The 18,498-nt window shown below is 72.4% G+C and carries 21 protein-coding genes; 5 read left to right on the forward strand and 16 right to left on the reverse strand.

Annotation, left to right across the window (positions count from 1 at the left end):
* The first annotated feature begins 39 nt into the window (after positions 1-39).
* On the forward strand, positions 40-978 hold the full coding sequence (locus ACESM1_RS15985; RefSeq protein WP_372621672.1) for a threonine/serine dehydratase: 939 nt from the start codon (positions 40-42) through the stop codon (positions 976-978).
* 72 nt (positions 979-1,050) lie between these two features.
* On the opposite strand, the gene ACESM1_RS15990 is transcribed toward ACESM1_RS15985, so the two are convergent.
* From ACESM1_RS15990 to ACESM1_RS16045, 12 genes are all read right to left on the reverse strand, one after another.
* Positions 1,051-2,001: a VOC family protein gene (locus ACESM1_RS15990; protein ID WP_372621673.1), complete on the reverse strand. Its 951-nt coding sequence runs from the start codon at positions 1,999-2,001 to the stop codon at positions 1,051-1,053.
* A gap of 132 nt (positions 2,002-2,133) precedes the next feature.
* Positions 2,134-3,348, reverse strand: coding sequence for an FAD-dependent monooxygenase (locus tag ACESM1_RS15995; RefSeq protein ID WP_372621675.1), 1,215 nt, complete (start codon positions 3,346-3,348; stop codon positions 2,134-2,136).
* Positions 3,345-4,400 (reverse strand): Rieske 2Fe-2S domain-containing protein, encoded by a 1,056-nt coding sequence (locus tag ACESM1_RS16000; protein ID WP_372621677.1) that lies wholly within the window; start codon positions 4,398-4,400, stop codon positions 3,345-3,347. Before ACESM1_RS16000 ends, ACESM1_RS15995 begins: the two co-directional genes overlap by 4 nt.
* A gap of 4 nt (positions 4,401-4,404) precedes the next feature.
* Positions 4,405-4,632 carry a recombinase-like helix-turn-helix domain-containing protein gene (locus tag ACESM1_RS16005; RefSeq protein WP_372621679.1) on the reverse strand — a complete coding sequence of 76 codons (228 nt, stop codon included), beginning with the start codon at positions 4,630-4,632 and terminating at the stop codon, positions 4,405-4,407.
* A 12-nt stretch (positions 4,633-4,644) separates the two neighbouring features.
* Positions 4,645-6,312 carry a thiamine pyrophosphate-binding protein gene (locus ACESM1_RS16010; protein WP_372621680.1) on the reverse strand — a complete coding sequence of 556 codons (1,668 nt, stop codon included), beginning with the start codon at positions 6,310-6,312 and terminating at the stop codon, positions 4,645-4,647.
* A gap of 11 nt (positions 6,313-6,323) precedes the next feature.
* Positions 6,324-7,109 carry an SDR family oxidoreductase gene (locus ACESM1_RS16015; RefSeq protein ID WP_372621682.1) on the reverse strand — a complete coding sequence of 262 codons (786 nt, stop codon included), beginning with the start codon at positions 7,107-7,109 and terminating at the stop codon, positions 6,324-6,326.
* Complete coding sequence (locus ACESM1_RS16020) at positions 7,106-7,915, reverse strand: IclR family transcriptional regulator (RefSeq protein WP_372621684.1); 810 nt, start codon at positions 7,913-7,915, stop codon at positions 7,106-7,108. The genes ACESM1_RS16015 and ACESM1_RS16020 overlap by 4 nt, the downstream gene beginning before the upstream one ends.
* The gene (locus ACESM1_RS16025; protein ID WP_372621686.1) at positions 7,912-8,655 is read right to left on the reverse strand and encodes an SDR family oxidoreductase; all 744 of its coding nucleotides are present in this window, start codon (positions 8,653-8,655) and stop codon (positions 7,912-7,914) included. The genes ACESM1_RS16020 and ACESM1_RS16025 overlap by 4 nt, the downstream gene beginning before the upstream one ends.
* On the reverse strand, positions 8,652-9,488 hold the full coding sequence (locus ACESM1_RS16030) for an ABC transporter permease (protein ID WP_372621688.1): 837 nt from the start codon (positions 9,486-9,488) through the stop codon (positions 8,652-8,654). The genes ACESM1_RS16025 and ACESM1_RS16030 overlap by 4 nt, the downstream gene beginning before the upstream one ends.
* The gene (locus tag ACESM1_RS16035) at positions 9,488-10,456 is read right to left on the reverse strand and encodes an ABC transporter substrate-binding protein (protein ID WP_372621690.1); all 969 of its coding nucleotides are present in this window, start codon (positions 10,454-10,456) and stop codon (positions 9,488-9,490) included. Before ACESM1_RS16035 ends, ACESM1_RS16030 begins: the two co-directional genes overlap by 1 nt.
* A gap of 76 nt (positions 10,457-10,532) precedes the next feature.
* Positions 10,533-11,321 (reverse strand): ABC transporter ATP-binding protein, encoded by a 789-nt coding sequence (locus tag ACESM1_RS16040; protein ID WP_372621692.1) that lies wholly within the window; start codon positions 11,319-11,321, stop codon positions 10,533-10,535.
* A 274-nt stretch (positions 11,322-11,595) separates the two neighbouring features.
* Positions 11,596-12,291 (reverse strand): hypothetical protein, encoded by a 696-nt coding sequence (locus ACESM1_RS16045; RefSeq protein ID WP_372621694.1) that lies wholly within the window; start codon positions 12,289-12,291, stop codon positions 11,596-11,598.
* A 278-nt stretch (positions 12,292-12,569) separates the two neighbouring features.
* Between ACESM1_RS16045 and ACESM1_RS16050 the strand changes: the two genes are divergently transcribed.
* The 3 genes from ACESM1_RS16050 (at position 12,570) to folE (ending at position 14,440) form a co-directional block, all read left to right on the forward strand.
* A complete protein-coding gene (locus ACESM1_RS16050) occupies positions 12,570-13,178 on the forward strand; it encodes a LysE family translocator (RefSeq protein WP_372621695.1) in 609 nt (202 codons plus the stop codon).
* Positions 13,179-13,224: 46 nt separating this feature from the next.
* Positions 13,225-13,632, forward strand: coding sequence for a Co2+/Mg2+ efflux protein ApaG (gene apaG, locus ACESM1_RS16055; RefSeq protein ID WP_372621697.1), 408 nt, complete (start codon positions 13,225-13,227; stop codon positions 13,630-13,632).
* A 166-nt stretch (positions 13,633-13,798) separates the two neighbouring features.
* Positions 13,799-14,440, forward strand: a complete 642-nt coding sequence (gene folE / locus ACESM1_RS16060) for a GTP cyclohydrolase I FolE (RefSeq protein ID WP_372621699.1) — start codon at positions 13,799-13,801, stop codon at positions 14,438-14,440.
* 267 nt (positions 14,441-14,707) lie between these two features.
* On the opposite strand, the gene ACESM1_RS16065 is transcribed toward folE, so the two are convergent.
* Entirely contained in the window at positions 14,708-15,229 is a 522-nt protein-coding gene (locus ACESM1_RS16065) for a hypothetical protein (RefSeq protein WP_372621701.1), read from the reverse strand.
* Positions 15,230-15,601: 372 nt separating this feature from the next.
* Positions 15,602-16,552: a prolyl aminopeptidase gene (pip, locus tag ACESM1_RS16070; RefSeq protein WP_372621703.1), complete on the reverse strand. Its 951-nt coding sequence runs from the start codon at positions 16,550-16,552 to the stop codon at positions 15,602-15,604.
* Positions 16,553-16,947: 395 nt separating this feature from the next.
* Between pip and ACESM1_RS16075 the strand changes: the two genes are divergently transcribed.
* Positions 16,948-17,544, forward strand: coding sequence for a hypothetical protein (locus ACESM1_RS16075; RefSeq protein ID WP_372621705.1), 597 nt, complete (start codon positions 16,948-16,950; stop codon positions 17,542-17,544).
* 32 nt (positions 17,545-17,576) lie between these two features.
* Here the strand turns inward: ACESM1_RS16075 and ACESM1_RS16080 are convergent, their stop codons facing one another.
* Together ACESM1_RS16080 and ACESM1_RS16085 are read right to left on the reverse strand one after the other, a co-directional pair.
* Positions 17,577-18,050 carry a DUF6644 family protein gene (locus ACESM1_RS16080; RefSeq protein WP_372621707.1) on the reverse strand — a complete coding sequence of 158 codons (474 nt, stop codon included), beginning with the start codon at positions 18,048-18,050 and terminating at the stop codon, positions 17,577-17,579.
* An 11-nt stretch (positions 18,051-18,061) separates the two neighbouring features.
* Complete coding sequence (locus ACESM1_RS16085) at positions 18,062-18,451, reverse strand: DUF6152 family protein (protein WP_372621709.1); 390 nt, start codon at positions 18,449-18,451, stop codon at positions 18,062-18,064.
* Between the last annotated feature and the right edge of the window lie 47 nt (positions 18,452-18,498).

The raw sequence follows: 18,498 nt of genomic DNA on the forward strand, positions 1-18,498 counted from the left end.
AATTGATCTGGCGGGGCGAGGCTGGCAGCCTCTGGCCCCATGACACACCCGACGCGCCCCGAGATCGAAGCCGCCGCCGCGCGCATCGCGCCGCATGTCCGCCGGACGCCGGTGATGCGGATGGCGGGTGCCGATCTCGGCCTCGACATCCCGCTGATCCTGAAACTCGAACTGCTGCAGGCGACCGGCAGCTTCAAGCCGCGCGGCGCCTTCAACCGGATGCTCTCGGCGGATCTGCCGGCGGCCGGCGTGGCGACCGCCTCGGGCGGCAACCACGGCGCGGCGGTGGCCTATGCGGCGCGTGCGCTCGGCGTGCGGGCGGAGGTGTTCTGCCCGACCGGCACGCCGGCGGCGAAGACCTCGCGCATCGAGGGCTATGGCGCCGTGCTGCACAGGATCGGTGCGGCGTACGACGAGGCGCGCGTGGCGAGCGAGGCGCGCGCGGCGGAAACCGGCGCGCTGGTGGTGCATGCCTACGACCAGCCCGAGGTGCTGGCCGGCCAGGGCACGGTCGGGCTGGAGCTGGAGGCAGATGCGCCCGAGGCGACGCATGTGCTGGTGGCGACCGGCGGCGGCGGGCTGATCGGCGGCATCGCCGGCTGGTACGCCGGCACGCCGACGCAGGTGACCAGCGTGGAGCCGGAAAGCTGCCCGACACTGGCGACCGCGTTGAAGGAGGGCCGCCCGGTGCCCTGCCCGGTGGGCGGCGTGGCGGCGGACAGCCTGGGCGCGCGGCAGGTGGGCGCTCTGATGTTCGCGGTGGCGAAGGACCACGTGGGGCAGGCGGTGCTGGTGACGGATGCGGCGATCCGCGATGCGCAGCGCCTTCTCTGGCAGGCGCTGCGGCTGGTGGCGGAGCCCGGCGGCGCGACGGCGCTGGCCGCGCTGACCTCCGGTGCCTGGGTGCCGCCACCCGGCGCGCGGGTGGCGGTGGTGGTGTGCGGGTCGAACACCGACCCGGCGAATGTGACGGGATAGCTGGGCCTTTCAAGCCGGCGATTCACGCCCTGGCGTGCCCGCCTTTGGCTGCACACCCCGGGCGATCGCGGGCTACGCCTTCCCGCGCCCGCTGTCGTCCACCGCCACCACCTGCCGCCGCGTGGTGCCGTCGATGCCGCCGGCGATGGCCCATTCGGCGAAGAGCTCCGGCTTGCGGGTGAACTCGCCGGGCACCCAGGCCTCGGTGCAGTAGTCGTCATCGGCGTAGTATTCGAGCGGCGGGCCGAGCGGGTTGTGGAAATACCAGAAATAGGCCGACGAGATCGGATGCCGCCCGGGCCCGATCTCGGTCTTCCAGCCCTTCTTCGCCATGGCGATGCCGCCGCCGATCACCTCGTGCACGTCGGTCAGCGTGAAGGCGACGTGATTGATCCCCGGCTTGCCCGGGCGGTTCAGCAGAAACAGGTTGTGGTGCTCGCCACGCCTGCGGCAGCGCAGGAAGACGCCGTGGCCGGGATACTCGTCGCTGACGATGAAGCCCATCGCCTCGGTGTAGAAGGCGCGCATCGCGGCGAAGTCCGCGGCGAACAGCACGATGTGGCCGAGCTTGATCGGCGAGGCCTGCTCATGCACCGGCGAACGGCGATCCACCCGCGCAGGGTTGCCCGGCGCGTTCACCGGCGTCGGCGTCACCGTCACGGCGCGGCGGCGGGTGACGCGGAAGGCGTTGCGCAACCCGTTCGGGTCGGTTGCGCGCGGCAAGCCGTCCGGGCCGGGCTCCAGCACGCCCTTGGCGTTCAGCCGCTCCAGCCCGGCCTTCAGCGCGCCGGCGTCGGCGGCAGCCCAGACCACCTCGCGCAGCGTGTTGCCCGGCTCGATCGCCGGCGGCAGGTCGGGCGCATCGGCGGGGCGCACGATGACCTCGCCGCCATCCTGCGTTTCGTAGACCAGGCGATCGCCGGCGGCGAAGACCTGACGCAGGCCCCAATCCTCCAGGAAGCGTTGCGCCTCCCCCATATCGGCGACGCCGAAGGTCACGGCATCCACGCCCGAGAACCCCATCGCCTCCGCTCTCCTCTCTCGTTCAGTCCAGTGTCATGTCCCCATCCGGGAACGCGGCCCGGCGCGAGAGATGATAGCGTTCTCCTGCGCCGCAAGCATGTGCGGGCTTGCCGGCGCGCGGCACCGGTGCGCTCACGCCGGCTGGGCCGCGGGCGCGCCGAGCGGCACCGTCCAGGAATCGTAGCCATAGACCCAGTCGGCGTTGCCGCCCTCGCGCAGCCAGGTGTTGGCGCGCGAGCCGAGCTGGATGCGCGCGGTGCGCTCCAGCCGCGCCTCCTCGAACAGCCGGAACGCCGCGGCGAGGTCGGGTGCGGCCTGCACGCAGCGCGCCAGCACCACGGCATCCTCGGTCGCCTGGCACGCGCCCTGCGCCATGAACGGCAGCATCGGATGCGCGGCATCGCCCATCAGCGTGATCCGCCCGCGCGACCAGAAGGGCAGCGGGTCGCGTTCCCACAGCGCGGTCTTGAGCACCGCGTCGCAGGCATCGAGCAGCTGCCGTGCCTCCGGGTGGAAATCGGCGTAGAGCTCGCGCAGCTCGTCCACGCTGCCGGGCTGGGTCCAGCTTTCGTGGCGCCAGCTCTCCTGGGCGATGGTGGCGAAGATGAAGATGTCGCGGCCGCGATTCAGCGGGAAGGTGACGATCTGGCTCTGCGGGTTGGGGCCCCACCATTTGGTGAAGCTGTCGAGGTTCGGCAGGCCACGCAGCCGGCGCTTCGGCACCACCGCGCGGAACGCCACCACGCCGGTGAAGCGCGGATGCTCCACGCCATGCAACGCGGTGCGCACGACGGAGTGGATGCCGTCGGCGCCGACCAGCGCATCCACCCGCGCCTCCCGTCCATCGGCGAAGGCGATGGCCGCACCTTCGCCATCCTGCGCGACCGTCACCGCGCGGCGGCCGAGTTCCACCGCATCCTCCGGCAGCGCGGATTCCAGCGCGGCGAGCAGGTCGGCGCGGTGCAGGGTGAGCTGCGGGGCGCCGTATTTGCGCTCCGCCTCCTTGGCCATGGGCAGGCGCGAGGTCTCCTCGCCGGTGTCCCACATGCGGCTGATGCGGAATTTCGGCCGCGCGGCACGGCGGCGCAGCGCCTTGCCGATGCCGAGCCCGTCCAGCGCCCGCACGGCGTTGGGCGTGAGGTTGATGTCGGCGCCGATGCGGGCATAGCGCGAGGCCTGCTCGTACACCTTCACTTGGCAGCCCACCTGGCGCAGCGCGATCGCCGCGGCCAGGCCGCCGATGCCGCCGCCAAGAATGGCGATGGAGGTGGTCTGGCGCGGCCGATTCACGCCTCCGGTGCTCGGCGGCTCCGCCGCCTCCGCGCTCCGGCGATCGGGCGCGGTCATGCCTTGCCGGCCTCGCGCAGCGCCATGAGCTGGTTGCGCGCTTCCCGCGCCAGGTGGCGGCGCAGGCGCATCAGCCCGGCATCGTGCTGGTAGAGGTTCTCGTGCCGCTCGAGCCCGAGGCCGCAGCCATCCAGCATCTCGCGGTCCTGTTCCAGCACGTGCCAGTGCCGCGGCTCCAGCGTGGTGCGGTAGAGGAAGCGCCAGACATCGCGCTGCCAGCCCTGCACGCGGCGGCAGCGGAAGAAGAAGCAGGCGGAGTTCGTCTCGTCGATCGGCGTGATGACCGAGACGATGGCGAAGTTGCCGCCCGGGCCGCCGGTCCTCGGATAGGGAATCTCCAGCCGCACGAACAGCGCGCCGTCGTCGAGGAACTCCGACCAGTCGAAGTTCACGTCGCGCTGGCCTTCCTTCTCGAAGACGAAGCCCTTCCCGGTGTCGCGGGTGACGAAGCGGGCTTCGGTGTCGCCCTGGTACATCGTATGGGAGTTGGCGTGCAGATAGGCCCCGTGCATCGGGTCCATCAGGTTGTCGTAGATGTAGCGCCAGGAGGCATTCCAGTCCGCGTAGCAGCAGAAGCGCGACCAATCCTCGCCCGCCAGCTGCTCGGGCGGCGTGAAGGGCGCGGCTTCGGGGTGCAGCGCGTCGCCGAACCAGAGCCAGATCGCCTCGGCGCATTCCGCGGCCGGGTAGGTCCTGACGATGCGCTTGCCTTCCAGCGCGCAGCCCGGCTGGCCGGGCACGGCGAGCACCGTGCCGTCCGGCCCCACCTCCACGCCGTGATAGGCGCAGCGCAGCCGGTCGCCCTCGTTGCGCCCGCGTGAGAGCGGCACGGCGCGATGCGGGCAGCGATCCGCCTGCGCATGCACCACGCCGCCTGCGTCGCGCCACAGCACGATGGGCTCGCCGAGGCGGGTGAGGCCGACCGGCTTGCCGCCCGTCTCCACGAAGCGGGAGGGCAGCACCGGATACCAGCGGTTGCGCAGCCCGGTGGCCAGCGCGGCGCGTACCTCCACGTCGCTTGGCGCAGCTGGCTTGTCGAGAACGGCGCTCATCGCCTCATTCCCCGAGTTCGCGCATCAGCGCGGTGAAGTTGGCTTCGGTCCAGCTGCCGCCCTCGCGCGGCCGCACGCGGGAGGCGTTGAGCGCTGCGACCAGCGCGGGCAGGTCGTGATGGCCCTGGCCGAAGGCCTGCTCGATCGCGCCGGCGAGCGAGACTTCCCAATCGGTCGGCGCGCGCCGACGCGCCTGGTGCGGATCGAGATGCGGGAAGCGATAGGTGGGCATGCGTCTCTCCTCTCAGCGCACGCTGCCGGCGGCACCGGCGGGCGGGCCGGCGAAGCTCTCCGCGAAGGGGCCGATGGCGATCATGTCCAGTTCGATCATATGCGGGCCCGGTGCGGCGAGGGCCGCATCCAGCGCGGCGGGAAAATCCTCGGCGCGGGCGATGCGGAGATGCGGCAGCGTCATCGCCTGGCAGACCAGCGAGAAATCCGGCGTGAGGATGGAAGCGTAGTGCTGGCGGCCGCCATACTGCGCATCCTGGATGTTGCGGATCACGCCATAGCCGCGGTCGTTCATCAGGACGAAGACGGTCTCCGCCTGCGCCTCCACCGCGGTCGCCAGCTCGCCGAGCGAGAGCTGCGCCGCACCGTCGCCGACCAGCGTCACCGCCTTCCCGCAGCCGGCGAGCCCGGCGCCGATTCCCATGCCGATGCCCTGGCCGATGCCGCCGCCGAGCGCATGCACGCCGAGATGCGGCGCGGCAAGGCGCACGTAGCGATTGCCGAAGGTGGAGTTGGCGATGGTGACGTCGCGCACCCAGGGCAGGCGTTGCGCCTGCACGCGCGCCGAGATCGCATCCGCCACCGCCGCATAGGGGCCGAGCGCCGTCTTCAGTGCCGCCTCGCTGCGCTCACGCGCGGGGGCGATGGCGTCGAGGAAGGCGGCATCCGTCGCCAGCTTCGCCGGAAGCCGTGCGAGCAGCCCTTCCAGCACCAGCCGCGCATCCCCGGCGAGGAAGAACTCCACCGGATAGTTGCGGCCGGCCTGGCTGGCGTCCGCATCGGCCTGCGCCAGGCGCGGCAGCCGCATGGCATTGTTGCGCGTCTCGTTGCCGCGCAGGCGCGAGCCGATGACGAGCATCAGGTCCGACCGCTCGTAGATCGCCTGCGCATCGGGCGTCATGTTGAAGGCGCCGAGACTCCAGCGATGGCCTTCCGGCACCACGGCGCGGCCATTGGTGCTGGTCACCGCCGCGACGCCCCGCTCGACCAGGGCGGTCGCCGCCTCGGCCGCGCCGCGCGTGCCGCCGCCTAGCCAGAGCATCGGGCGCGCGGCGAGCAGCAGCATCCGCGCGAGTTCGTCGAGCAGCGCGGGATCGGGCACCACCAGCTGCGGCGCGATTCGCGCGGGCGTCGCGCGCGGTCGCGCCTTCAGCCGCTGCACGTCGACCGGGATCTCCAGCGAGACGGGGCCGGCGGGCGCCGAGAGCGCGGCCTGTGCGGCGGCCAGCAGCGCATCCACCGCGTTGGCGGGTTCCCAGGCGCGCACCACCTGCTTGCTGATCGCCCGCAACATGTCCGGCTGGCGCGGCACGTCGTGGATGGCGGCGCGGTCGCGATCCATGAAGGGGCGGTCGATCTGGCTGGTGATGTGCAGCACGGGGCTGCCTGCGGTCAGCGCCTCCACCTGCGCGCCCGCCGCATTGCCCGCGGCGGTGCCGGTGGAGGTGATGCAGACGCCCAGGCGACGCGTGACCCGCGCATGTGCATCGGCCATGTTCATCGCACCCGCCTCGCCGCGCGCAGGGACGAAGCGGATGCGGCCCTGGCGCGCGATGGCGTCCAGGATCGGCATGTTGTGGATGGAGATCACGCCGAAGGCATGCGTCACGCCGAGATCGGCGAGCGCCGCGGCGATCAGGTCGCCGACCGGTTGCTCCAGCGTCGCTGCGCTGCCGTCCATGGCGTTCCCTGTCAGATGTGCCGCGAGACGCCGCCCGAGACCTCGAGGCTGGCGCCGGTGATGTAGCTCGCCGCCGGCGAGCCGAGGAACAGGATGGCCCGTGCGGGCTCCTCCGGCTGGCCGAGGCGCTCGAGCGGGATGCCCTTCTCGCGCGCCAGCCGGGCGAACCAGGCCTCGCGCGTCTCCGCCTTGTCCGCGCGCGCTTCGAAGCGGCGCTGCCACTGGCCGGACTCGACCAGCCCGAGCAGGACGGAGTTCACCCGGATGCGCGGCGCGAATTCGCCGGCGAGCGATTTCAGCAGGCTCTGCACGCCGGCCCGTGCCGCGGAGGTGCAGACCATGTGGCGCTCCGGCTGCACCGCCAGTAGGGAATTCACGCCGACGATGGCGGGCGCGTCGCTCTTGTCCAGCAGCGGGCGGAAGGCGCGGATCGGCAGGACCTGGCTGAAGAACTTCAGCTCCAGCTCCTGCCGCCAATCCTCGTCCGAGGTGGTGGCGAAGGTGGAGACGCGGCCCTGGCCGGCATTGTTCACCAGCAGGTCCAGCACGCCGCCGCCCCATCCGGCGACGGACTCCGCAAAGGCGGCGACCTCAGCCTTCTCCAGCACGTCGCAGCGCATCGCCAGCAGCCGGTCGCCGCCGCCGAGTGCCGCGCGCGCGGCATCGAGGCGTGCCGCATCGCGCCCGCAGATCGCCACGCGTGCGCCCTCCGTCAGCAGCAGCCGCGCGGCGGCGAGCCCGATGCCGGAACTGCCACCAGTGACGACCGCCACGCGGCCTTCATAGCCGAGATTCACGCCACCGCCTCCAATGCCTTGCGCGCCGCCGCGCCGGTGAAGCCGAGCCGGGTGCTGATCTCGGCGGCCGCTTCGGCCAGTGCCGCCCCGATGCGCACGCGCTGCTCGGCGCTGGCGAAGCTCGCCACCTGGCCGCTGACATTGATGGCCGCGACGGGCCGCGCTGCGGCATCGCGCACCACGGCGGCGACCGAGGCGATGCCGGGCTCGTAATGCCCCTCGCTCCAGGCGAGGCCGGCGGCGCGATCCTCGGCGAGGCGGGCGAGCAGGCCGTCGAGCGTCGTCGCGGTATGCGCGGTGGCGGGCGGCATCGGCGCGCCGGCATAGAGGCGCCGCACCTCCTCCGCCGGCAGGTGCGCCAGGATGATGCGGCCCATGTTCGCCGCATGGGCCGGCAGGCGGGAGCCGACGCGGATGTTGCTGGCGAAGGAGAGGTTCGGCGTGCGGCGGACGAGGTACACCACCTCCCGCCCGTCCAGCACGCCGAGATGGGCGGAGAGGCCGAGCGTCTCCGCGAGCCGCGTCAGCACCGGCAGCGCGGCCTCCGTCACATCCTCGGAGGCGCGGGCGGCGAGGCCGATCAGCGCCGCGCCGATGCGCCAGCCGCCTTCCGCGCCACGCGGCTCGATGAAGCGTTCGGCCTGCAGCGTGTGCAGCAGGCGCAGCAGGGTGGTGCGGCTGATGTCGAGCGCGCGCGCGGTGCGCGACATGTTGGCGACGGTATCGCCCTCCGCGATGCGGCGCAGCAGGCGCGTGGCACGCTGCACCGGCGGCGACAGATAGGCGTCCGCCTCCGCCGCGCTCATGTGAAGACGAAGCCCGCATTGACCGGCAGCAGCTGGCCGGTGAGCGCCAGCGCGCCGGGGGTGAGCAGGAACACGATGGTCGGCGCGATGTCCTCCGGCGTCATCGGGCCGGGCGCGGCGCGGCCGGTCTCGTAGAGGCGATGCCGCTCGGCGGGGACGTAGTCGGTGGCCTCGTTGCGCAGGATGCCGGGTGCCACGGCGGTGACGCCGACGCCGCGCGGACCCATCTCGCGCGCCAGGCTTCGCGTCATCGAGATCACCGCGCCCTTGCTCGCGACATAGGCGAGCAGCCGCGGCGCGCCCCACAGCGCGGTGTCGGAGGCCAGGTTCACCACGCGGCCGCTGCCGGAGGCGCACAGCATCGGGCCGCAGGCGCGGGTGACCAGCCAGGTGCCGCGGACATTCACCTGCATCACGCGGTCCCAGGAGCCGATCTCGATGGCGTCGTACTCCGGGCCGCCGATTCCGGTGGCGATGGCGGCGTTGTTGACCAGCCCGTGCAGGTCGCCTTCGTGGCGGGCGATGTCGTCGGCCATGACCGCGATGCTGTCGGGGTCGGCGAGGTCAACCCGCACGAAGCGGGCCAGCAGCCCGGCCGCGGTGGCGCGGCCCTGCTCCTCCAGCACATCGGCCAGCACCAGGCGCGCGCCGGCCTCGGCGCAGGCTTCGGCGATGGCGCGGCCGACGCCGCGGGCGGCGCCGGTGACCAGCACGGTGCGGCCTTCCAGCGCGCCCATCATTGCACCGCGCGCGGGATGTAGTGCAGCACGCGCGATTCGATGGCGGCGACCGCCCAGTACATCGCGATGCCGATCGCGGTCAGCAGGATGATGGCGTTGAACACCATCGCCGTGTTGGCGGAGCCGGTGCCGAAGGTGATGAGGTAGCCGAGGCCGACCTGGCTGCCGACCACCTCGCCCACCGTGATGCCGATCACCGCCAGCGTCGCGCCAATGCGCAGGCCGGCCATCAGCGCCGGCATGGAGGAGGGGAACAGCACCTTCCAGAACACCTGCGCCCTGGACATGGAATAGGCGCGCGCCAGGTTCACCAGGTCGCGGTCTGCGACGCGCATGGATTGCAGCACGTTGACCAGGATCGGGAAGAACACGATCAGCACGGTCACCAGCAGCTTCGGCGTGGCGTTGTAGCCGAACCACATGATGAACAGCGGCGCGAAGGCCACCTTCGGCGCGATCTGCAGGCCGAGCAGATAGGGCGAGAGCACCTTCTCCCACAAGGGCGAGAGGCCGAGCAGGTAGCCGAACGCCGCGCCGAACAGCGCGCCGGCGAGGAAGCCCACCACCGCCCAGAGCGCGGTCGAGGCGGTGTGCATCAGCAGGTCCTCCGCCACCCACATGCGGCCCATCTCGCCCGCCATGTCGCTGACCGTGGGGATGACGTATTTCTGCACGCCGAGCGCGGGCGGCAGGAACTCCCACGCCAGCAGCACCACCGCCGCGACGGCGAGCGTCGCGGCCGGCAGCGCCAGGCCGTCGAGCCGGATGCGGCGCGGGGCGCCGAAGGCGCGGCTCGGCTTCGGCGCCGCGCGGGGTTCCGCCGCGACGCCCATCAGCCGACGAACGCGTTGGTGAAGAGCTGGTCCACCGGCACCGCGGTGCGGACGATCTCGTTGTCGAGATAGAAGCGCTGCACCGTCTGCATGCGCGCCGGATCGAAGCGGCCGAGTGGCACACCCTGCTGGCTCGGGTACACTTCGGTCGCGTAGCGGCGGATGATGCGCTCGATCGCGGCTTCCTTGCCCTGGTGCTGCGGCACCTGCGCGACATAGTCGCGCGTCGCGGCGGCGGGGTCGTCCATGCAGTCCTGCACCGCGCGCAGCACGCCGCGGACGAAGGCGCGCACCACCGCGGGGCGGCGCTGGATGGTGGTGTCGGAGCTCATCACCACCTGCGCCATCGCCGGGAAGAATTCGTTCATGTCGAAGCTGTCCACCTCGACATTCGCGGACTGGATGGCGTCGGTCCATTCGGGGACGGAGACGATGGCATCCAGGCTGCCGGCGATCATCAGCTGCATCACGCCGGCCGGGCCCACCGCCTGCACCTGCAGGTCGGTTCGCCGCATGCCATGCGCCGCCAGCACGCCGAGCAGCGCGTAGAAGCCGCTGTCCTGGAAGCCGATGACGCCGACGCGCTTGCCGCGCAGCGCCGGGATGCCGCCAATGCCCGCCGCCTTGCGGGCCGCGATGTGGAACAGCGAGCGGCCGCCGAGCAGCGCCACCGCGCGCACCGGCACGCCGTTGGCGCGCACGATCATGGTGGTGTCGCCCACCGCGCCGCCGAGCGGCACGTTGCCGGTGCCGACCTGGGTGGCGACATTGGCGCCGCCCTGGCCCATCTGGAAGGTGACGTTCAGCCCTTCGTAGTAGCCGCGCTTCAGTGCGATCTGGTGCGGCGCGAAGGCGGGCAGGAAGGGCGGCGCGGGCAGCAGGTAGGTCACGGCTTCCTGGGCGCCGGCCGGCCTGAGCGCGGGCAGCGCGAGCGTGGCGCCGAGAAGCGTGCGGCGGCTGATCTTCATGTCCCTGTCTCCCGTTGTTTGCGGCATAGGGGCTCCCCACCCCGACCCTCACCCATCTGCGGGGGAGGAAGATTCGTCATGCGTCCACGCGGTCGTCCAGGTGCAGCGCGTGCAGCAGGTGGCGCATCAGCTCCAGCGCGCGCGGCATGGACTGGCGCGCCACCGGGTTGTCGCGGTCGGGCAGGCCGACCGTGATCTCCTCGACGACGCGGCCCGGCCGCTCGCTCATCACCAGGATGCGGTCGGACATCGCAACCGCCTCGTTCAGGTCGTGAGTGATCAGCAGGGTGGTCACGCCGGAGGCGGCGATGGTCTGGGCGAAGCTGCGCTGCAGCAGGATCTTCGTCTGCGCGTCCAGCGCGCTGAACGGCTCGTCCAGCAGCACCAGAGCAGGGTCTATGGCGAGCGTGCGGGCGAGGGCGGCGCGCTGGCGCTGGCCTCCGGAGAGCTGGTGCGGGTAGCGGTCGGCGAATTCGGTCAGGCGGCAGCGGCGCAGCTCGCGGGCGATGCGCGCGGCGCGCTCCTCCCGCGTCAGGCCGCGCGCCTCCAGCCCGAACTCGACGTTGCGGCGGATGCTGCGCCAGGGCAGCAGCAGGTCCTTCTGCAGCATGAAGCCGACATGGCTGTTCGGCCCGGTCACCTGCTCGGCGCCGAGGAACACCTCGCCCTCGCTCGGCCGGTCGAGGCCGGCGACCAGGTTCAGCACCGTGGACTTGCCGCAGCCCGAGGGGCCGACCAGCGCCACGAACTCACCCTCGCCGACCTGGAAGCTGAGGCGCTCGATCGCGGTGAAGGGCGGTGCGGCACGATCCCGCGCCGGGAAGCGGCGGGTGACGGCCTTCAGCTCGAGCGCAGGTGATGCCACGATGCGCGTCCTGCCCTTGCGCGACGACGGGCGAGCCCCGCCGGCCTGCTCCTGCCCGACCTCTCCGTTCCGCACGCCCCTGCCGGGCGTTCGCATTTGAACGGATGATCCAGATACGAACAGAGGCTAGGCATGCGCGAGCCGCGTCGTCAAACGCTTTGTGCGCTGGCGGACGGAAGTGGGCGCGCCAACGCGACGGTCACCTCCTGGTGACCGTCGCGCCGGGCCGCAAAGGAAGGGGCGCGCGATGCGCCCCCGGGACAAGGCCGGGAGGCTAGAGCCTGGCAGCGTCCAGCGACGCGCCCTTCAGGCCGCGGGCCTCGAACACCTGCTCCAGCCGGGCGGCCCAGGCGGTGTGCGGGGCCTGGCGGTGGGTGCCGACCTCGCACATGCGGTCCAGCAGCCCGACCGCGAGATCCCACAGCCGCTCCGCCTCGCGAGGGTCTGGCGCTTCCCGCGCCGCACGGGCCAGCAGGCGCCCGACCGCGCCGGCGGCGGCGACCGCGCGCGCCATGTCGGCGCCATCGGCCAACGCCACGGCGCGATCCATCATCCACTCCGCCTCGCGCTCCAGCCGGCGCATGCCGAGCATGGACCACAGCCGCCAGAGCGGCGCGGCGAAGCGGCGCGGCGTCGCCGGCTGCTTGCCGCCCAGCCGCGGCAGGATCTCCTCCGCCAGCGCGCGGCGCAGCAGCTCGGCGCGGATCGCATCGTGCCCGTCCTGCGTGCCCAGGATGCGCGGCGCGAAGGCCTTCAGCCGCTGCCGCACGGCATGCGGCATGTTGTCGTTGAGCGGGATCGCATAGGCGCGAATCAGTGGCGAGGCGCAGGCGGGGCTGTCGGTGTGCTCCTCGCCGGCCAGGCAGGCGACAAGCGACATGACACACATTCGTCCGGCATCGCGCGTGCCGACGCCGGTAACCAGTTCGACGCGCTCCAGTGCGCGCTCCAGCCGAAGATCGAGGTGCATGCGGACCTTCCTCCATGCAGCCGTGGCGGGTTGCCGAGCACCGGGGGCGGCATTGCCGCCACCGGCTGCGCATAGCCTCCGCCACGGGAGCCCGATGCCACAATGCACGAGCACGGCATCGCGTTCCCCGACCTCGTGCGAACACTGAGCACCGCCCCCGCAGGGCAGATGCCCTTGCGGGTCACACCCTGGCGAGGCGGCGGACTCGCCCGCGCCGGGTGGGCATGCTCTATCCATGCTCCGTCACGGCGGGCCGTGCCCGCGCAGGAGATCACGCGATGGACCTCGCCCCCTGGCTCGCCTTCGTCGCCGCGGCGACGGCGATGCTGCTGATCCCCGGCCCGACCATCCTGCTGTTGATCGGGCAGTCGCTCGGCGGTGGCGCGCGCAACGCGCTGCCGCTGGTCGCCGGCGTGGCGCTCGGCGACCTCACCGCGATGACGCTCTCGCTGGCCGGGTTGGGCGCGGTGCTGGCGACCTCGGCGGCGGCCTTCACCTTGCTGAAATGGGCAGGTGCCGCGTACCTGGTCTGGCTCGGCGTGCGGATGTGGCGCGCGCCGGTGGATCCCGCGGCCGCGCCGCCGCTGACCGGCCGGCGGGCGATGCGCGAGGCCTATGTGGTGACCGCGCTCAATCCGAAGGGGATCGTGTTCTTCGTCGCCTTCGTGCCGCAGTTCCTGGATCCGGCGCGGCCCTTCGCGACGCAGGCGGCGATCCTGGTTGCCACCTTCGTCACCCTGGCGGCGGCCAACGCCGCCGCCTATGCGCTGCTCGCCGCGCGGCTTTCGGGCGCGGTGCGCCGGCCGGGCCTGCGCCGGGCGCTGAACCGTGCCGGGGGCGCGGTGCTGGTCGGCGCCGGGCTTGCCGTCGCGCTGCGGCGGGCTTGAGTTTGCCCGGCCAGCGCCCGAGATTGGGTACGGGGAGCAACCCGCCATGCGCGACGATTTCAGCCAGACGACCCGAGCGATCCGCGTCTCCGTGCGCGCCTTCTACCTGGCCGACCAGTCGGAGCCGGAGCGCGGCCACCATGTCTGGGCCTACCGCGTCGCCATCAGCAACCAGGGGCGGGAGACGGTGCAACTGCTCAAGCGCACCTGGCTGATCACCGACGCGCTCGGCCGCACCCAGCAGGTGCATGGCGAGGGCGTGGTCGGCGAGCAGCCGATGCTCGAGCCCGGGCAGAGCTTCGAATACACCTCCGGCACGCCGCTGGCGACGCCATCGGGTTTCATGCGCGGCGCCTACCACATGGTGGTCTCCGCCACCGGCGAGACCTTCGACGTGGAGATCCCCGCCTTCAGCCTGGACAGCCCGCACGAGCCAACCAGCCGGGTGCATTGAGCGGTGCCCTCCGGCGCCGGGCGTCGTGCCACAGGCACGGCCGGGCGCGGGCGATCCGTCAGTGTCCCGTTGCAGGATCGGGCGGTGCCACCATCTGCCGCCGCGAGGAAGGCGCCACGATGCGGCGGCGCCAGGCTGCCGCCCCGACGCGCAAGGACCAGTGCCCATGAACATCCGGACCCCGCCCCGCCCGCTCGCCGCCGACCAGGCCAGCGCCGAGCCCCGCCCGACCCGCGAGGAGGCCGAGGCCGCCGTGCGCACGCTGCTGCGCTGGACCGGCGACGATCCGGATCGCGAGGGGCTGGTGGACACCCCCGCCCGCGTCGTCCGCGCCTATGAGGAATTCTTCGCCGGCTACGAGACCGACCCGGTCGAGCTGCTCGCCCGCTCCTTCGAGGAGACCGACGGCTACGACGAGATGGTGCTGCTGCGCGACATCCGGCTGGAAAGCCATTGCGAGCACCACATGGTGCCGATCATCGGCCGTGCGCACATCGCCTACATCCCGGATGGCCGCGTGGTCGGCATCTCCAAGCTCGCGCGCGTGCTGGAGGCCTATGCCAAGCGGCTGCAGATCCAGGAGAAGCTGACGGCGCAGGTGGCGAACTGCATCAACGACGTGCTGAAGCCGAAGGGTGTCGCCGTGGTGATCGAGGCGGCACACCAGTGCATGACCACCCGCGGCATCCACAAGCCCGGCGTGAGCATGGTCACCAGCCGCATGCTCGGCGCCTTCCGCGACGACCCGACGACGCGGCGGGAGTTCCTGGCGATGATCGGCTCCCCGCGCCTCGGCGCGGAGGGCTGAAGGCGCCCCCCGTCGCGGCGGCGCCGCAAGGGGGGCGAACGGTCCGCGTGTCACCGATCGGGGCGGTACGGTCGGACAAAGGCACGCTTCGGGGGTCAAGTCAGAAGATCAGGGCGAACAGGCCCACCACCACGAGCAGCCCGATCAGGAAGATCAGGCCGACCGCACCGCCGACAAGTTTCAGCAGGCCGCCCATTCAAGCCTCCCCTTCGCTTGTGCCGGGGCGGCCCTCAGGCAGCCCCGGCCCCGTGCCATCCCTGCCGCTGGTCAATTGCTGGCCTGCAACTGCGTCACCGTCGCGGAGTCGGCGTTGATGCGCACATTGACCTGGCGGTCGCCCTGCTTCGCCTTGGCGGTGATCGTGTCGCCATCGCGGCTGAGTTCGCTGATATCGGTGTAGCCGCGATCGCGCAGCAGGTTGCGCGCCTGCGCCTCGCTCAGCTGCTTCTCGTTCAGCAGCATGCCGCTGCTGGCGTCGATCCGCAGGTCGGAGACATCCTCGCCGTAGCGCTTGGCCTCACGAACCCTGAAGTGGTCGCCTTCGCGCTGGAGGCCTTGGATGTCGCTGTAGCCGCGGGCCTGCAGGGAGGCGCGGATCGCTTCTTCGCTGAGCCCTGCGGCCCGCTGGCCGCTGGCGGCGCCACCGCCCGCTGCGCCGGCCTGGCCGGTGGTCGTGCCGGTGGTCGCGCCGCGGTTCGGCGGCGATCCGGGCTGGGTGTTGGCGGTGCCGGGCTGGGTTGCCTGCGCCAGGATGCCGCCGCGCGCGCTGTCGGGCTCGGTCGGGTCCACCGCCTGCGCATGGGCAAGGCCGGACATCCCGAGGGCGAGCGCAGCGGCGAGCGCCGTCGTCGAAGCAAGCTTCGTCATGATCACACCTGTATGCTGTTGCCGAGATCCCGGGCCGAACGGCCGTTTCGCCCCCCTTGCCCGCGAGGGCAGGCGCCGCGGTGACGCGGGGAGCTGTCGGCTTCGCCGCAGCCCGGTCCGAAGGTCGCCGCCCGGTCGGGGCGGCATGGCGAATCAACGGCAGGCGGCGCCGCTGGTTCGTCGGCGCCGACGCGGTGCCTTCAACAAAATCAGCAGAGTAGTAGCTCGCGAGCCGGAGCGGCCTGATGCCCGACCGGCAGAACCGCGAAGCTGTCCCACGCCGTCGGGGTTGCTTCAGCCCCGGCGGCGGAACCGTTCCACGGCCGAGACCAGCGCCGTGCGCACGCCGGGCTCCAGCGCCGAATGCCCGGCATCGGGCACCATGGTCAGCCGCGCCTGTGGCCAGGCGGCGGCCAGGTCGAAGGCGGTGTCGCAGGGGCAGACCATGTCGTAGCGGCCCTGCACGATCTCCGCCGGGATGGTCCCGAGACGCTCCATCCCGGCCAGCAGCCCCTCGGGGGGCAGGAACAGCTGGTTGGCGAAGTAGTGCGCCTCGATCCGCGCGAGCCCGAGCGCGCTGCGATCCTGTGCGAAGCTCGCCACCGTCTCCGGGCTGGGCAGCAGGGTGGAGCAGGAGCCCTCGTAGAGGCTCCAGGCGCGCGCCGCGGGGCCGTGCACCAGCGGGTCGGGATCGCAGAGCCGGCGCAGATAGGCGGTGAGCAGGTCGCCGCGCTCATTGGCCGGGATGTGCTCGGCGAAGGCGTTCCAGGCATCGGGGAAGACGCGGCGCAGGCCGTAGAGGAACCACTCCACCTCGCTCGGCCGGCCGAGGAAGACGCCGCGCAGCACGCAGCCGGCGACGCGCTGCGGATGCGCCTGGGCATAGGCCAGCGCGAGGGTCGAGCCCCAGGAGCCGCCGAACAGCAGCCAGCGCTCGATGCCGAGGAAGCGGCGCAGCACCTCGATGTCGGAAACCAGGTGGGGCGTGGTGTTGTCCCGCAGCTCGCCGAGCGGGCGGGAGCGGCCGGCCCCGCGCTGGTCGAAGATCACCACGCGCCAGTGGCCGGGGTCGAAGAAGCGGCGGTGGATCGCGCCGGCCCCGGCGCCGGGCCCGCCATGCAGGAACAGCACCGGCTGGCCGCGCGGATTGCCCACCTGCTCCCAGTACATGACGTGCCCCCCCGAGAGGGGAAGAAGGCCCGTCTCATAGGGAGCGATGTCGGGGAACAGGTCGCCGCGCGGCATGGACGCAGGTTTAGCGACCGTGCCCGCGGATGGGCAATGGTGGTGTTCTTCCGCGCCGTCGCGTCGAAGGCTCGTCTGCGCCCCCGGTCGGGCGCTCGCCCGGCCGCAGCTTGCGCCCGTTCGCCGGCCGTGCCGTGCCGGGCGCGGGACCGTTGCGCCATCAGCTCATCCGCGCGCGACGAGTTTCCTTCTCTCCCCCCTTCGCCCCGGGCCCGAAGCTGCCTAGTTTGTAGGGGATGGCCGAGATCCCCTCGCCCGGGTCCCGGTCCGCGGCCGCCGGCACGATTCGCTGTGGCGTCTGTGGCACCGAGAGCCGGCAGCCCGCTTTCCGACCGAGTCCGCCCCAGCAGCCGCCGGATCTCGACCTGCGCCCGGGCGAGCCCGTGCGCTCCACCATGGCGCGCTGGCTCCAGCAATGCCCGGGCTGCGGCTATTGCGCGCCGGACATCACCCGCGCCCACCCCGCCGCCGCCGAGGCGGTGCGCGCCGCGCCCTTCCGCGCGCTGATGGCCGACACCTCCATCCCGCCGCTCGGCCGCCGCTTCCTGGCCTGGGCGCTGGTGCTGGAGGAGACCGGCGCGCTGCACGCCTCGGCCGAAGCGACGCTGCAGGCCGCCTGGGTGGCCGATGACCTCGGCCGGTCCGAGTTCTCGCGCAGCTGGCGGCTGGATGCGGTGGCGCTGTGGCGCGGTGGCCCGCCGCTCGATGCCGAGCAGACGGTGCGGGTGGTGGATGCGCTGCGCCGTGCCGAGGCCTGGGACGATGCCGCCGCCACCGCCGACGGCCTGGCCCGCAGCGACCCGCCGGAGCCGGTGGCGCAGGTGGTGATGCTGGAACAGCGGCTGATCGAGACGGGCGATTCCGGGCGGCACACGGTGGCGAGCGCGCTGCCGCCGCCCTCGCGCCGGCCGCATGTGAGCCACCAGAAGATCGCCGCCCGCGGCGAGGGGCTGTGGGCGAAGCTCAGGCGACTGTTCGGCGGGAAGGGCTGATCGCGGCCGGCGGGCGCTCCTTGGCGGCGCCCCTATTGCAGGAAGCCGATCCAGCGCCCGGCGATCACCACGCCCGTCCAGACCAGCAGCGACACCAGCGCCGCGGCCCGCACCGAAGGATGCGCCGCGCCACCCTCCACCGCCCGCCGCCAGTGCCGGTTGCGGTGGAGCAGGACGACGTTGAGCAGCCCGAGGCCGATCAGCCCGAGCTTCACCAGGAAGGCCGGGTTCTCGACATAGGCGACCGGCCGGGTGCTGAACAGCAGCAGGCCCGTCAGCGCCGCCAGGCCGAGGCCCACGCCGGCCATGCGCCGCAGCGGCGGGCCGAGATGCGCCAGCGGATGGCGCCGGAACAGGCCCAGCAGGCGCAGGTCGAGCGTCACGATGGCGCCGACCAGCAGCCCGAAGCACAGGATGTGCGCCGCATTCACCAGCGGATAGAGAATGGCCGACCGCCGCAGCAGGGCCGCGACCTGCCAGTCCGAAAGCGCCTGCAGAAGCTCCAAGCCGGCGGCGCTCAGCTTCCCCGGATGCGGTTCGGGTAGATGTCGTAGGTGCGGCCGCGCACGGTGAGGCGCACCGCCTTCATCCGCCGCTCCCCGCGGGTGGCGGAGCGGTTGCCGATCGCGACCACCTCGTCGCCGGCGCTGGCGGACTCGGCCGAGAAGCCGGAGCGCGCGGTCTGGCGGGGATTGCTCAGCTCGACGAGCCAGAGCCCGTCATCCGGCGTCTCGACGCGCAGCGTCGGGTGCGGCTGGCCGACATAGACCTCGCGGATGGTGCCGCGCAGGGTGGTCTGCTCGCCCTCCGCCCAGGAGAAGCCGTGATGGGCAAGGGCGCCGGAGCTGCCGAGGGTCAGGCCCAGCAGACCCGCCGCCACCCCCCGCCTGGTGCAATGCGATCCCATGCTCGCCTCCTTCCTTCGGGTAGGCAGCGGAGATTGGCGCAGGATCG

Source organism: Falsiroseomonas sp., assembly GCF_041690465.1.
Lineage (GTDB): Bacteria > Pseudomonadota > Alphaproteobacteria > Acetobacterales > Acetobacteraceae > Falsiroseomonas.

Bases quoted from the DNA above. Each gene is read 5' to 3' on its own strand.
- ACESM1_RS15985 (WP_372621672.1), top strand. From the start codon at position 40: ATGACACACCCGACGCGCCCCGAGATCGAAGCCGCCGCCGCGCGCATC.
- ACESM1_RS15990 (WP_372621673.1), bottom strand. From the start codon at position 2,001: ATGGGGTTCTCGGGCGTGGATGCCGTGACCTTCGGCGTCGCCGATATG.
- ACESM1_RS15995 (WP_372621675.1), bottom strand. From the start codon at position 3,348: ATGACCGCGCCCGATCGCCGGAGCGCGGAGGCGGCGGAGCCGCCGAGC.
- ACESM1_RS16000 (WP_372621677.1), bottom strand. From the start codon at position 4,400: ATGAGCGCCGTTCTCGACAAGCCAGCTGCGCCAAGCGACGTGGAGGTA.
- ACESM1_RS16005 (WP_372621679.1), bottom strand. From the start codon at position 4,632: ATGCCCACCTATCGCTTCCCGCATCTCGATCCGCACCAGGCGCGTCGG.
- ACESM1_RS16010 (WP_372621680.1), bottom strand. From the start codon at position 6,312: ATGGACGGCAGCGCAGCGACGCTGGAGCAACCGGTCGGCGACCTGATC.
- ACESM1_RS16020 (WP_372621684.1), bottom strand. From the start codon at position 7,915: ATGAGCGCGGCGGAGGCGGACGCCTATCTGTCGCCGCCGGTGCAGCGT.
- ACESM1_RS16025 (WP_372621686.1), bottom strand. From the start codon at position 8,655: ATGATGGGCGCGCTGGAAGGCCGCACCGTGCTGGTCACCGGCGCCGCC.
- ACESM1_RS16030 (WP_372621688.1), bottom strand. From the start codon at position 9,488: ATGGGCGTCGCGGCGGAACCCCGCGCGGCGCCGAAGCCGAGCCGCGCC.
- ACESM1_RS16035 (WP_372621690.1), bottom strand. From the start codon at position 10,456: ATGAAGATCAGCCGCCGCACGCTTCTCGGCGCCACGCTCGCGCTGCCC.
- ACESM1_RS16045 (WP_372621694.1), bottom strand. From the start codon at position 12,291: ATGCACCTCGATCTTCGGCTGGAGCGCGCACTGGAGCGCGTCGAACTG.
- ACESM1_RS16050 (WP_372621695.1), top strand. From the start codon at position 12,570: ATGGACCTCGCCCCCTGGCTCGCCTTCGTCGCCGCGGCGACGGCGATG.
- apaG (WP_372621697.1), top strand. From the start codon at position 13,225: ATGCGCGACGATTTCAGCCAGACGACCCGAGCGATCCGCGTCTCCGTG.
- folE (WP_372621699.1), top strand. From the start codon at position 13,799: ATGAACATCCGGACCCCGCCCCGCCCGCTCGCCGCCGACCAGGCCAGC.
- pip (WP_372621703.1), bottom strand. From the start codon at position 16,552: ATGCCGCGCGGCGACCTGTTCCCCGACATCGCTCCCTATGAGACGGGC.
- ACESM1_RS16075 (WP_372621705.1), top strand. From the start codon at position 16,948: ATGGCGCGCTGGCTCCAGCAATGCCCGGGCTGCGGCTATTGCGCGCCG.
- ACESM1_RS16085 (WP_372621709.1), bottom strand. From the start codon at position 18,451: ATGGGATCGCATTGCACCAGGCGGGGGGTGGCGGCGGGTCTGCTGGGC.